We start from the raw sequence: 14902 nt of genomic DNA on the forward strand, positions 1-14902 counted from the left end.
GACGTCGACAGGTTCGAGAGCGAGGTCGACGTCGGCGGCGGGCAGGATCACCTGGTGCGCACCGGAATCGGAGTCCGGGAACACGGTCCGCAGCACCTCGTGCCGCGCGACGACGTCGGACAGCGCCGCGGCCAGGGCGTCGACGTCCAGTTCGCCGCGCAGGCGCACGGTGAGCGGAACGTTGTACGCGGGTGAGGACGGATCGAAACGGTTGAGGAACCACATCCGCTGCTGCGCGAGCGACAGCGGCAGCGCCCGGGGGCGCCGGCCCGCGACGAGCGCGGGGCGGCGGGTGCCGGTGTGGGCCCGGTCCTCGACGAGCTTCGCGAGAGTCGCGACCGTGGGCGCCTCGAACAGGTCACGGATCCCGACCTCGGTGCCGGTCGCCGAGGTGACGCGGACAGCCACCCGGGTGGCGCTGAGCGAGTTGCCGCCCAGGTCGAAGAACGACTCGTCGACGCTCACCCGCGGCGCGGAGATCACGTCACCGAAGATGCCGGCGACGACCTCCTCGAGCGCCGTGCGCGGGGCGACGAATTCGGCGGTGCCGGTGGTGAAGACCGGTTCCGGAAGAGCCTTGCGGTCGATCTTGAGATTCGCGTTGAGCGGCATCTCGTCGAGGACCATCACCGTGTCCGGGATCATGTGCGACGGCAGCACGTCCCGCAGTGCGTCCACGATCGCGTCGACGTCCAGTTCGGTGCCCGCGGTCGCGGTGACGTACGCGACGAGCCGGGGGCCCTGCTCGCTGTCGTGCACGACCACCACCGACTTCTGCACCGCGCTGTTCGCGGTGAGGGCGGCTTCGATCTCGCCGAGTTCGATCCGGAGACCGCGGATCTTGACCTGGAAGTCGCTGCGGCCCACGAACACGAGCCCACCGTGGTCGAGTTCGCGAACGCGGTCGCCGGTCCGGTACATGCGGGCGCCGGGCCCCTCGAACGGGTTCGCCACGAACCGCGACGCGGTGGTGCCGAACATGTTCCCGTAACCGCGGGCCAGAACCTGGCCCCCGATGTACAGGTCGCCGGTCACTCCCGGCGGCACGGGGCGCATCCGGCCGTCGAGCACGTGGTACCGGACACCGCGGAACGCGGTGCCGAACGGGACCGGCCACTTCTCGGCGTCCGCGGTGGAGAGGTCCAGTTCGTACGAGGAGCACGTGACCGAGGCCTCGGTCGGACCGTAATTGTTGAGCAGGCGCGAGTCCGTGCCGATCAGCGCCGTGCAGGCCGCCGGCCGCAGCATCTCACCGCCGAGGAGAATCACCTTCAGGTTGGGCAGGACACCCTCGGTGTCCAGTTCGGTGAGAACCTCGAACGCGCTCGGTGCCAGGTTGGTGATCTGGACGTCGCCGGTGCCGATCATGCGGAGAATCGGTCCCGGATCGAAGCCGTCGTCGGCGAGGTGGAGCACACCGCCGTACGCGAGTCCCACCCAGATGTTCTTCTGCGTCTGGTCGAACAGCGGCGAGTTCGCGATCAGCAGTCCGGTGCCGTCCTTCACCCGCAGGTCGCCCTGGTACGACTGATAGTTGTTGGACAGACCCAGCATCGGGACCATCGTCGGCTTGGGACGTCCGGTCGAGCCCGAGGTCGAGATGACGTGCCCCAGGCGCTTGCCCGCATGCTCGTCGGACCACGGGTCGTGCGGGAAATCGGTGTCGTCGAGTGAGGCGAGGTGACGCACCGTCTCCGGATCGTCGAGCACGATCGGGTCGTCGAGCGCCGCGTTGCCGGTGGGTGCGCCGGTGAGCCCACTCCAGGACCGGGTGGCCACCACGGCCCGCGTTCCGCTGTCTTCGACCAGTCCCGTGATCCGCTCGATCCCCCACTTCTGGTCGAACGGCGAGTAGGCCGCGCCGACCTTCCAGGCGGCGATCATCCCGATCACCCATTCCAGGGATCGGGGGGTGAGAAGTGCGACGACGTCGTCGGGGCGAACCCCGCGCGACACCAGTTCGCGGGCGAGTTGGTTGGCGCGACGGTTCACTTCGCCTCGGGTGGTCGAGACACCCCCGGCGACGACGGCGGGAGCCTGCGGGTCGCGCTCGACCCACTCCTGCCAGCGGGTGACGAAGAGTTCGAGCGGCCAGCCCTCCGTCTCCGCGGTCTCCGCCTCGGGTGCGGCGACGATCTCCGGTGCGGGCGACACGATCTCGATGTCGCCGACCAGGGCGTGCGCGTCCGCGATGACCTGGTCGAGGATCGTGCCGAAGCCGTCCTTCCCGTCCTCCGACGGCGGGGCCATCATGATGGTGGGAACCAAGCCGGACAGCACGACGGACACGATCGCGTCGGGGCCCATGCCCCGCTCGGACAGCGGAGCCGACATCAGGCGCAGGCGCTCGTCGAACTCGCGGTACGTCACCTGCATGCCGTCGTGGGCGACGGCCACGGCGTCGGGGGCGACGTCGACCGCAGCAGCCAGAAGCTGCGGCAGCTCGCGAACCGTCATCGTGCGGGCAGGTCGCGCTTGGCTCAACTTTGCTCTCTCGTATTCGGTGAGAATGTCGATGTCGCCTACAGCGACACCGGGATCGGTGACGACGGCCTCGAGGATCCTGACGAACCGTTCCGCGATACGTTCGGCGGTGCCGCGCTCGAACAGGTCGGTGGCGAACGTGAACCGTCCGCCCAGACCCGCAGGCCGACCCGACTCGTCGGCCTTCTCGGTGATCGTCAACGTGAGGTCGTACTTGGCGCCCTGCGCCATGTCGTCGATCACGCGCACGGTCAGCCCGGGCAGTTCGAGCGCGTCCATCCGGTTGTTCTGGAACGACAGCATCACCTGGAACAGCGGCGAATAGGCCGCCGAGCGCCGGATCCGCAGCGCCTCCACGATCTTCTCGAACGGCACGTCGGAATTGCCGAATGCCGCCAGGTCACCCTCGCGGACCCGGTCGACGAGACCGGAGAACGAATCTCCCGGCCGCACGTGGGTACGCAGGACGAGGGTGTTGACGAACATGCCGACGAGGTCGTCGAGCGCCTGGTCGCCGCGCGCGGCGAGCGGGGTGCCGACGGTGATGTCGTCGCTGTTGCTCAGCCGCGACAGCAGCGTCGTCAGTGCGGCGTGCGTCACCATGAACAGGGACGCTCCGCGGTCCTTGCCGACCGCTTCGAGCCCGCGCCGCAACTCCGGGGTGATCGCGAAGTCGATCGAGTCGCCCAGCATCGACTGCCTGGCCGGGCGTACGTGGTCCAGCGGCAGGTCGATCAGCTCGGGTGCCCCGGCGAGGGTGTCCGCCCAGTGGGCGATCTGCTTGCCCGCGAGCGACCGCGTGTCGGCGGGGTCGCCGAGGACCTCGCGCTGCCACAGCGCGAAGTCGGGGTACTGCACCGGCAGCGGCTGCCACAGCGGAGCAGCACCGGCGGTGCGCGCGCTGTAGGCGACCATGACGTCCCGCGCGAGCGGCGCCATCGACGCGCCGTCGGCGCAGATGTGGTGCACCACGAGGACGAGCAGGAACTCGCTCTCGCCCGTGGCGAACAGCCGGATCCGCAGTGGGGGCACGACCGTGACGTCGAACCCTTCGGTGGCGAATTCGGTGAGGGCCGTAGGGAGTTCGGCCTCGGGCACCCGCACGGGCGTGAGGTCGAACGGAACCTGGGCGACGTCGACGACCTGCTGGTACGGCCCGTCGGCGGAGTCCGGGAACACCGTCCGCAGCGACTCGTGCCGCGCGAGCACGTCGGAGACGGCCGACGACATCGCGTCGATGTCGAGCGCACCGGACAGCCGAACGGCCAGCGGGATGTTGTACGCCGAGGACGCCGTGTCGAACCGGTTCATCAGCCACATGCTCTGCTGCGCCATCGACAGCGGAACGCGCTCGGGGCGCGGGCGCGCGACGAGCGCCGGGCGGTCCGAGCCTGCGCCTGCCTGCTCGGCGACCTTGACGGCGAGCCGTTCCACGGTCGGCGCCTCGAACAACTCGCGCACGCCCAGCCGGGTGCCTGCGGCGGCGTTGAGCCGCGCGACTGCCTTCGTCGCGACGAGCGAGTTGCCGCCGAGGTCGAAGAACGACTCGGCGACACTGATCTTCGGAAGCCCGAGCACGTCCGCGAGGACACGAGCGACCAATTCCTCGGTGGGTGTGCGCGGCTCGACCATCTCGCCCTGCAGGGCGTCGAAATCGGGCTCAGGCAGAGCCTTCCGATCGAGTTTGCCTGCGGTGGTGAGCGGGATCTCGTCGAGGACGACGATCGCGCTCGGGACCATGTGCGCCGGCAGCGTGTCGCCGACGAAGTGCGTTACCTCGGCGACGTCGACCGTGGCGCCCGCGGTCGGCAGCACGTACGACACGAGGGCCGTCGAACCCGACGGCAGCGACGTGCCGAGGGTGGCCGCGAATTCGAGGTTCGGGTGCGCCACCAGCGCCGCGTCGATCTCGCCGAGTTCGATGCGGAAGCCGCGGACCTTCACCTGGAAGTCGCTGCGGCCCACGTACTCCACCCCGTAACCGGCGCGGTGCCCGGGGTCGGTGACGAACCGGACGATGTCGCCCGTGCGGTACATCCGGCTGCCGTTCTCACCGAACGGGTTCGCGACGAATCGTTCGGAGGTGAGGCCGAGACGGTCGTGGTAGCCGCGGGCGAGACCGGGGCCAGCTATGTACAGCTCCCCTGCCACACCGACGGGTACCGGGCGCAGGAGTGCGTCGAGAACGTAGACGGTGACCGCGCAGACGGGACCACCGATCTCGATCCGGTTCCCGGGCACCAGCATGTTGCTGACGTTGCTCATGACGGTGGCCTCGGTGGGACCGTAGCCGTTGTACATCCGGCGGCCCGGCGCCCAGCGTTCCACCAGTTCCGGCGGGCACGCCTCGCCGCCGACGACGACGACCTCGAGCCGGTCGAGTCCGGCCGGCTCCACCGACGCGAGCGCGGCGGGCGTGACGAAGGCGTGGGTGACGTCGTTGTCCGCGAGGAAGTGTCGCAGTTCCTCACCGCCGTACAGGTCGGCGGGGGCCACGACCATCGTCGCGCCGCAACCGAACGCGAGCAGCAGCTCGAGGACGGACGCGTCGAAACTCGGGGACGCGAAGTGCAGGGTCCGCGCCGACGGGCTCACCCCGTAGTGGGTGCGCTGTTCGGCGGAGAAGTTGGCCAGACCCGTGTGGGTGACGACGACGCCCTTGGGCAGACCTGTGGTGCCGGACGTGTAGATCATGTAGGCCGCGTGCTCGAGCCGGACCGACACCGTCCGCTCGGCATCCGTCACCGGCTCCGGCGACTTCGGGGCGCACAGCGACTCGCACTCGGACGAGTCCAGCGCGAGCCAGTCGACACCCGACGGAAGGTCGTCCCGCTGAGCGGACACGGTGAGGCCGAGGATCGCGCCGGAGTCGGCGACCATGTGCGCGATGCGCTCGGACGGGTAGCGGGGGTCGACCGGCACGAACGTGCCGCCGGCCTTGGCCACGGCCCACGTTCCGATCACCGAGTGCTGCGAGCGCGTCATCCCGAGCGCCACAGACGTTTCCGGTCCGACTCCGCGGTCGATGAGCACGCGCGCGAGACGGCTCGAGCGCGCGTCCAGTTCCGCGTAGGTCATCGACTCGCCGTCCGCGACGAGCGCGATGCGCTCGCCGTTCTCCGCCGCGGCCGCAGCGAGGATCTCCGGCAGCGACAGCGATGCAGCGGCGTCGGTGCCGTGCGCCGCGAGCAGCGACGCGCGCTCGTCGGGAGCGAGGATGTCGATGTCCGCGATGCGCGTGTCGACGTCCCCGGACAACGCCCCGAGCACGCGGACGACCCGCGCCATGATCTCCTCGACCTCGGCGGCCTCGAACAGCTCGGGAAGGAACTTGGCGGTCAGGTGCAGCCGCGGGTCGGTCATCGCGACGATCGCCAGCGGGTAGTGCGTGGCGTCGTTGGACGTCACGTCGAGAACGCGGAGTCCCTCGATGTCGCTGCTGTTCGTGAGGGCCTCACGGTCGAGCGGGTAGGACTCGTAGACCATCAAAGTGTCGAACAGCGCTCCCAGGCCGAGCCCCTGCTGGATGTCGGTGAGCCCGACGTGATGGTGGTCGAGCAACTCGGTCTGCTCGTGCTGGATGCGGTCGAGCAGGGTGCGCACGGCGTCGCCTGCCTGCACGCGGACCCGGACCGGCAGGGTGTTGATGAAGAGCCCGAGCATCGACTCGATGCCGGGCACCTGCGGCGGACGGCCCGAGACGGTGGTGCCGAACACCACGTCGTCCCGTCCGGTCAGCCTGCCCAGCACGATTCCCCACGCGGCCTGGACCAGCGTGTTCATGGTGACGCCGAGTTCGCGCGAGCGGGCGGTCATGTCGGCGAGCAGGTCGTCCGGCAGATCGATGACGAGCTCACCGGGGGTGAGCGCCGGGGCCGTCTCCGTGTGTGCAGGCGCGAGGAGGGTGGGCTCCTCGACACCGCCGAGGGCCTTCGCCCACGCGTCCACCGACACCTGCGGATCCTGTGCCGCCAGCCACTCGAGGTAGCTGCGGTACGGACGCGGCTGCGGCAGCGCCAGCGCGTCGCCGTCCACCGCGTACAGGGTCAGCAGATCCTGGATGAGGATCGGCAGCGACCAGCCGTCCAGCAGGATGTGGTGGTTGGTGACGGCGAACCGGTAGCGGTCCGCACCCGTCTCGACCAGCAGGAATCGCACAAGAGGCGGGGCCGTCATGTCGAACCGGTCCGTCCGGTTCGCGAGCATCAGCGCATCGAGTTCGGCGTCCCGGTCGTGTTCGGACGAGGCCGACAGGTCGACGTGCGTCCACGGCACGTCCACCCGGTCGACGACCACCTGCATGCCGCTGCCGTCGTCGCCCGCGACGAAGGCGGTGCGCAGGTTGGGGTGCCGGGCGACGAGCGATTCCGCGGCGCGGCGGAGTCGGCCGGTGTCGACGGATCCGCCCAGGTCCATGACCAGCTGGGTGGTGTACACGTCGGTGGTGGCATCAGCCAGCGATGCGTGGAACAGCAGGCCCACCTGCAGCGGGGCCAGCGACCAGACGTCGGCGAGCGCGGGGTAGTCGCTCTCGAGGGTGTCGATCCGGCTCTGGCTCAGCGGAACGAGGTCGAGGTCCGACGGCGTCCGGCCGCCGGCGTCCGGCCGCTTCGTGTGCTCGACGAGCCCTTCGAGCGCGCGCGTCCACAGGCCGGTGAGCTCCCCCACCTCGGCGTCCGTGAGGACACCCTGCGGGAAGTCGACGGTGGCCGAAAGTCGTTGTTCGCCTTCGACGTCCACGATCATCGCGTTGATGTCGAGGGCGAAGTGCACCGGCATCTCGCTGTTGCGGGTGCCGGTCAGCTCCATCGTGTCGGTGTCGGGAACCCAGCCTGCAGCCCGGAACGCGGCGGGAATCTCGCCGACCGACACGCGGCCCAGATAGTTGAAGCTGATCTGCGGGCTCGGCAGCGCCGCGAGAACCGCGCGGGTCTCGGCGTTGAGGTACCGCAGCATTCCGTAACCGATGCCGTGCTCGGGTACGCGCGCGAGTTGTTCCTTCACCGACTTGACGGCCTGACCTGCGGCCGCACCGCCGGCGAGGGCGTCGCGGACGTCGACGCCGGGCGCCGACAACCGGACCGGGAACATGCTGGTGAACCAGCCCACCGTGCGGGACAGGTCGGCGCCGGGCAGCACCGTCTCCTCGCGGCCGTGGCCTTCGAGGTGCACGAGCGTGGAGGACTCGGTGATCCCGCGTTCCGCGCGCCACGCCGCGACGGCAAGCGCGAGGGCGGTGAGAAGACCGTCGTTCACGCCACCGTGGAAGGCGCGCGGCACGTCGGTGAGCAGACCGTCGGTGACGTCCGCCGGGACCTCCAGGCGGACCCGGCCGGTGGTGGAGACCGTGTCGCGGCCGTCGAGGGCGCGCGAACCGATCAGCGGGTCCGCACCGTCCAGCGTGGTGCGCCAGTAGTCCAGTTCGCCCACGCGCCGGGCACTGCGCGCGTTGTCGGCGAGGCCGTGCGCCCAGCGGCGGACCGAGGTCCCGACGGCCGGGAGCAGCGGGTCGGCCCCGGCGGCGATCTGCCCCCAGGCAGACGCGAAGTCGGGCACCAGCACTCGCCAGGACACACCGTCCACCGCGAGGTGGTGGATCACGACGAGCAGGCGTCCCGTCCGCGGAGCGCTCTCCGCCTCCGCGGTGTCACCGTCCGCGGCGTCCCGAGGTGCGGGTTCGGCGGAGTCCTCGGCGGGCGCGAACCAGACGAAACGCACCACACTGCCGGTCGCCGGGTCCAGCCTGTCCACGGTGCGCTCGAGGGCGTGCGCTGCCAGCGCCTCGAACGTGCCGGTGCCGGGACCGTCGGCGAATTCGACGCGATCGACGAGGCGGTCGACGTCGACCGAGCCGATCGGAGCGACCTCGAGCGACCACCCGGACGGAGAGTCGTTGCGCCGCAACGACGAACGCAGGGCGTCGTGGCGATCGACGACGGCCGCCAGCGTGCGCACCAGGCGCTCGCGCTCCACCTTCGGCGGCAGCGCGAGGAGAATGGACTGCGAGTACCGGTGGAAGTCGCCACCCAGCTCCGTCATCCAGTGCACGACCGGGGTCAGCGGCATCGTGCCGATACCGGCGCCCGGCAACTCCTCGAGGACGTGCACCGTCGCCGACTCGGATGCGGACTTCGCGACCTCGGCGAGCGAGGCAACGGTCTTGCGCTCGAAGACGTCCCGGGCGGTGAACAGGACGCCGGCTTCCTTCGCGCGGGACACCAGCTGGATCGAGACGATGCTGTCGCCGCCGAGCGCGAAGAACGAGTCGCCGACACTGACGCGCGGCAGACCGAGGACCTCGGCGAACAGGCCGCCGATCGACTCCTCCATGGTGCTGCGGGGAGCCACGTACTCGCTGGACTCCGCCGCGAACGTGGGTTCGGGCAGCGCCTTCCGGTCGAGCTTGCCGCTCGCGCCGACCGGCATCTCGGCAAGCACCATGACGGCGTCGGGAACCATGTACGAGGGCACCGCGCGGCCGACGTGGACGGTCAGATCGTCGACGTCCACCGCGGAGCCGGCCTCGGGAACGACGTAACCGACGAGCCGCTGCCCGAGGGAACTGTCGTGCACGACCACAACCGACTGCGCCACATGAGGATACGAGGACATCGCGGACTCGATCTCGCCCAGCTCAATCCGCAGTCCGCGCACCTTCACCTGGAGGTCGGTGCGGCCGAGGTATTCGATACTGCCGTCGACGCGCCACTTGACGAGGTCGCCGGTGCGGTACAGGCGGGTACCCGTGGCGTCGAAAGGATTGGCCACGAAGCGTTCTGCGGTGAGTTCCGGCCTGCCCTCGTAGCCGCGGGCCACCTGGGCGCCCGCGAGATAGAGCTCTCCCGCGGATCCGATGGGCGCGGGCCGGAGGTGGCCGTCGAGCACGTACGCCTCGGTGTTCCACACCGGGGTGCCGATGGGGATCGTGTGGACGGACTCCCGATCCACCTCGCCCGCGGTGGCGTGCACGGTGAATTCGGTGGGGCCGTACAGGTTGTGCAACTCGGCGCCGGACTTCGCCCGGAACGCCGCTGCGACGGCAGGCGGAAATGCTTCTCCCGCAACGAGAACGACGCGCAGGCTGACCAGTTGCTCGCGGTCGGCCTCGGCGACGAACACCGACAGCATCGACGGGACGAACGACGTCGCCGTGACGTTCTCGCGCGCGATCACGTCGGCGAGGTAGGCGGGGTCGCGATGCCCCTCGGGCGCGGCGATCACCACGCGCGACCCGGAGGCGAGTGCGGCGAACAGTTCCCAGACCGACACGTCGAACGTCGTCGGCGTCTTCTGCAGCACGACGTCGTTCGCGTCGAGGCCGTAGCGCGACGCGATCCACGTGACCTGGTTCAGCACGGCAGCGTGGCTCACCGCCACACCCTTCGGACGTCCGGTGGACCCGGACGTGTAGATGACGTACGCCGGGTTGGCGGCCCGCAGGCCCGCAGTCCGCTCCTCGTCGCGGATCGGGCCCGCCGGGACGCCGCTCGGATCCACGGCGTCGACCTCCACGACGTCGTGATCGGCGGGGAAGACGAGACCGTCCCGCGAGACCGTGAGGATGCACAGCGGGCGCGCGCTCTCCAGCACGTATGCGGTGCGCTCGGCGGGGTGGTCGGGGTCGAGGGGCACGTATGCGGCGCCTGCCTTGACGACGGCGTACATCGCGACCATGGAGTCGAGTGAGCGGCGGATCGCGAGGGCGACCTTGGTCTCCGGACCCACGCCCCGGCCGATCAGCGTCCGGGCGAGACGGTTCACCCGCGCGTCGAACTCGGCGTAGGTGAGCTCCTCACCCTCGAAGACGAGTGCCGTCGCGTCGGGCGTGCGCGCGACCTGGGCGTCGAACAGGTCGACGACGGTGCCCGCAGGCGGGGCCACGACGTCGCCGTTCCACCGCGTCACGACCTGCTCGTATTCCTCACCGCTCATCGTGGCCAGGTCGGACACCGAGGCGTCGTCGCCGGCGCCGAGGAAGCGCTCGAAGAAGTCGAAGAAGCGGCTGTGGTGACGGTCCAGCTCGTCCGCGGAGTACAGATTGGGGTTGGCCTCGAAGTCGATGTGGATCTTGCTGCCTGCCACACCCTGGTAGATGTTGAGCGAGAGGTCCTCGACCGGTCCGGTGGTGAGGACGTTCTGGTGCCCGGTGACCGTTCCCAGCTTGATCTCGCTGTGGAACATCATGATGTTGATCGAGGGTCCGAAGAAGCCGCGCTGCCCCTGGGGCGCGCCGGCGTCGCGGCGGATGTCCTCGTGCCGGTAGCGCTGGCGGCGCAGGGCCCCGGTGAGTTCGATCTGCACGCTCTTGACCAGCTCGGGGACGGTCATCTCCGGGGTGATCTGGAGGCGGAGCGGAACGATGTTGGACACCATTCCACCGGAACGGCGCAACGTGGCGGTGGTGCGGGCCGACACCGGCAGGCTGAGGACGACGTCCGTCCGGTCGGTCATGTGGGCCAGGTACGCGGCGAACGCGGCCACCACGATGGGCGCGGAACTGGCGTTACTGCCGCCCAGCGCCTCGTCGAGAAGGGTGGCGGTGGACTCGGGCAGTGCTTCGGAGGAGAGTCGCGCGAATTTGCCGACCATCGCGGCACGACCGGCCAGGCTCGGGGCCTCGGGCAGGTGCGCGGTGCGTTCGGCCCAGTATTCGCGATCCTTCGCGAAACGGTCGGAATTGCGGTACCGCTGCTCGTCCTCGACGATCCGGACCAGGTCCTCGGCGCGGCAGGCCGGCGGCTCGGCGCCCTCGACCAGTGCGGTGTAGATCTCGGCGATGCGCGCGATCAGCGCCATCGCGCCGAAGCCGTCGAGCGCGATGTGGTGAATGCGGCAGAACCAGAAGTAGTGGTTCTCGCCGACGTGGAGCAGATAGACCACGACGAGGCGGTCCTCGAGAAGGTCGACGGGGGCGCTGTAGTTGGCCCGCATCCACTTCTCGGCAGCGTCGACGGAATCGTCCTCGCCCCTCAGGTCCACGTAGGTGATGGCGTCGTCGAGGGACTTGTCGACGTACTGGTGCGGCATCCCCTCGATCTCGACGAGCCGGAGGAAGCCGGAGCCGAACTCCCGGCCGGTGCGGACGGTGGCCTCGGTCAGGAGGTCGAGGTCGATGTCGCCGCGAAGCTCGATGTACTGGGCGATAGTGAGGGGAACGTCGCCCATCGCGTGTTGCGCGAACCAGATGCCACGCTGCGCGGCCGACAGCGGAAACGCTCCTTCCGGAGCACCGCTACTACCCGCTGCATGTCCCGACCCCAAGGGTTACTCCGTTCTCGAACGCGTGGCGACTGCCGCCTGTGTCTTTGGTGATTCGTAGCTCTCGGTCCCACGGACTGCGCCGCGGGCCGGTCTTCCGATGAACGCCATCACATGAACGGACCTTGCCGGTTCGAAGCATCTCGCGGAACAGGGACGTGCCGAGCGCGGGAGGACCTGCGCTGATCGAAGAGTTCCACCACACTCGGAGTCGATGTCAGACGATCGTCCGAAACCCGATTGCCTGCGACGCCGAACACTCCAAGGCCCTTACATCCCGACCTACTTGCGGTGAGCGGGTTCATACGTGGCTCCGTTCTCTCATCGATCCAACAAGCGGCCACCCAATCGGTGCTCGTCATCCTCCGAGTCGAGAGCCGAGTCTACGGCGCTGGTGAAAGAACGAAACATCGTCGCGATCATTGCTTCGGCCTCCTCTCGCTCGGTGGTGACATTTTCGGTTCGTACGGTTCCGCGGTAACGCCGGGAATTACATCGGTGTCAGATCCAGTACCGTTACCGGCGCTGCTGTGACGTACCCAACCCTCGATACTTCCAGAACCAGGCCTGAATTCGATCTTCGACGCGCTCATATTCAACAGGCAGAACCACATTCCGGGCGCCGTGTCCAACCGGAACGCGGATACCGTACCGAGAGTCGGAATTTCGCTAGGTGTACAACTGTCGTATCCAGTTTCATGTTCCGCCTCCCGACTGTCGTCCGCGCACGGTACGGCCGACCAGGTGATCGACCGCGGCGTTGAACACCCACTGCCCCCCGTGACCGCAGTTTTTGCCAACCACCGTGTCTACCAAAGCGCCGCGCAGGTCTCAAAACGGCGAACACCCGAGGTTGCGCGCGGGGAATAACCGACCAGGTCCGTCGCCGATCCCTATCGAGCGGAATACTGGACGCCCGACCACCGCGATGCGCGCATCCGGGCGAGGGCCGATCGCCCGCTGACCTGCCACGGAGATGCGCAGGCACTACCGCGGCGAGGACAGGCGAACCGGCGACATCACGGCCACATCCCAGCATCTGGAACGCGCCCCCGAAAAGCCGCATCTCCGGTGTCCGATTAGTCGTATTTGCTGCGGCGCGACCGATCGGAGGCGGGCGGGAGATATCTCACACCTCGAGGCGCCAAACAAAGGTAAGACTAACCTAATCGTTGGCGCCCAACGACACTGAGATCGGCGGAGTCGCTGCTCAGCGTCCGTGCCGCGCGAACCAGTCGAGCAGGCCGGGGTCGTCGACGGCGCTGCGGTCCACCGTCCGCCCCGCGTCCGCACCCTGGAATATTCGCTTGAGCGGCACCTCGAGTTTCTTGCCGGTGCGGGTGTGCGGGATGCCCGGCGCCTCGATGATGTCGTCGGGCACGTGCCGCGGAGATGCCTGCTCCCGGATCGCTCCGCGGATCCGCTGCTTCAGCGCGTCGTCGAGTTCCGCACCCTTCGAGAGGACCACGAACAGCGGCATCCAGTATCCGCCGTCCGCCTGATCGACGCCGACGACGAGCGCCTCGGCAACCTCCGGGAGCCTCTCCACCACCTGGTAGATGTCGGCGCTCCCCATCCGGATTCCATTGCGGTTCAACGTGGAATCGGACCTTCCGTGCATGAGGACGGTCCCGCGATCGGTGATCGTGATCCAGTCACCGTGCCGCCACACTCCGGGGAACACTTCGAAATAAGCTTCGCGGTAACGCTTTCCGTCCGGATCGTTCCAGAACGACACCGGCATGGACGGCATCGGCGCGGTGACGACGAGTTCGCCCACCTCGTCTCGCACCGGCCGGCCCGACTCGTCGAACGCCTCGACGGCGACCCCGAGGCAGGGGGCGGACAGCTCCCCAGGCCAGACCGGAACGGTGCGCGCTCCCCCGATGAACGCCGACACCACGTCGGTCCCACCGGTGATCGACACGACGGGAACGCGGCGACCGACGTTCTCCGACAGCCACAGCGACGACGCCGCAGGCAGTGTCGATCCGGTGACTCCCACCGCGCGCAGCGCGCTCAGATCGTGGTCGCGGACGGGGATCACCCCCGCCTTGTCGCACGCGAGAACGTATCCGGGACTGGTGCCGGCCACCGTGACACTCAGTCGTGACACCAAGGCCCACAACGTATCCGGAGTCGGATGCGACGGGCTTCCGTCGTAGCAGACGATCGTGGCTCCGACCAGCAGGCCCGCCGTCTGGAAGTTCCACATCATCCAACTGGGACTGGTGTACCAGAAAAAGATGTCCTCGCGGCCGATGTCGAGCTGGAGCGCCAGCGACTTCACGTGTTCGAGGAGAACACCTCCGTGACCGTGCACGATGCCCTTCGGCAGGCCGGTGGTCCCCGAGGAGAACACCACCCACAACGGGTGGTCGAACGGGACGGGAACGGGCTCGAGTGCGCGGCCCCCGGCGGTGGCCTCCGCCCAGGTGACGCCGCCGTCGACGGCGGCGTCCGCATCGAGGTGGGGCACCACCACCGTGAGGGCCGGCGACAACCCGGCGCGCAGCTCGGCCACCGCCCCCAGACGGTCGTGTTCCTTGCCCCCGAACCGGTATCCGTCCGCGGTGATCAGCGCCGCCGGTTCCAGTTGACCCAGCCGATCGAGCGCGGCCGGCGCGGAGTAGTCCTGCCCGCACGCGGCCCACACGGCGCCGAGCGACGCCGTGGCGAGGAACGCGACGACGGCCTCGGGGATGTTCGGAAGGTAGCCGACCACGCGATCGCCGACCCCCACGCCGTGCTCGCGAAGCGTCGCGGCGAGTCCCGCCACCGCGGACCGCAACTCGTCCCACCCGATCGAGACGTCGGCACAGCCCTCACCCGCGTACAGGATCGCCGGACTGCCGGGGCGGGCGTTCCGGAAGACGTGGTCGACATAGTTGAGCGTGGCCCCCGGAAACCAGACGGCGCCCGGCATCGCGGCGTCGGCGAGGGCGGGCCCGGGGTCGGTGGCGGACCGGAACTCGAAGTAGTCCCACACGTCCCGCCAGAACTCCCCCGGCGCCGCCACCGACCAGCGCCACAGCGACCGGTAGTCGTCGACCGTGACACTGTGGCGCCGCGCGACGAACGCGGCGAAATCGGTGATCACCGCGTCGCGCACGTCGGCTTCGGTGGGAACCCATTGCGGATCGGCAGCCATGGGCACCAT

The 14902-nt window shown here is 69.1% G+C and carries 2 protein-coding genes (1 of these 2 cut by a window edge); both read right to left on the reverse strand.

Going from position 1 to position 14902, the window contains the following annotated elements; all coding sequences use genetic code 11:
• On the reverse strand, positions 1-11745 hold the 5' end (the start) of the coding sequence (locus P3H15_RS02845) for a non-ribosomal peptide synthase/polyketide synthase (protein WP_276135847.1). Its footprint begins 22077 nt before the window's first position; the window shows 11745 of its 33822 coding nt (coding positions 1-11745); the start codon lies at positions 11743-11745; its stop codon lies off the left edge, out of view.
• A gap of 1207 nt (positions 11746-12952) precedes the next feature.
• Positions 12953-14893: an acetoacetate--CoA ligase gene (locus P3H15_RS02850; RefSeq protein WP_276135848.1), complete on the reverse strand. Its 1941-nt coding sequence runs from the start codon at positions 14891-14893 to the stop codon at positions 12953-12955.
• Positions 14894-14902: the final 9 nt, after the last annotated feature.

Origin of the sequence: Rhodococcus sp. T2V (assembly GCF_029269925.1) — a bacterium.
Classification (GTDB): domain Bacteria; phylum Actinomycetota; class Actinomycetes; order Mycobacteriales; family Mycobacteriaceae; genus Rhodococcus_F; species Rhodococcus_F koreensis.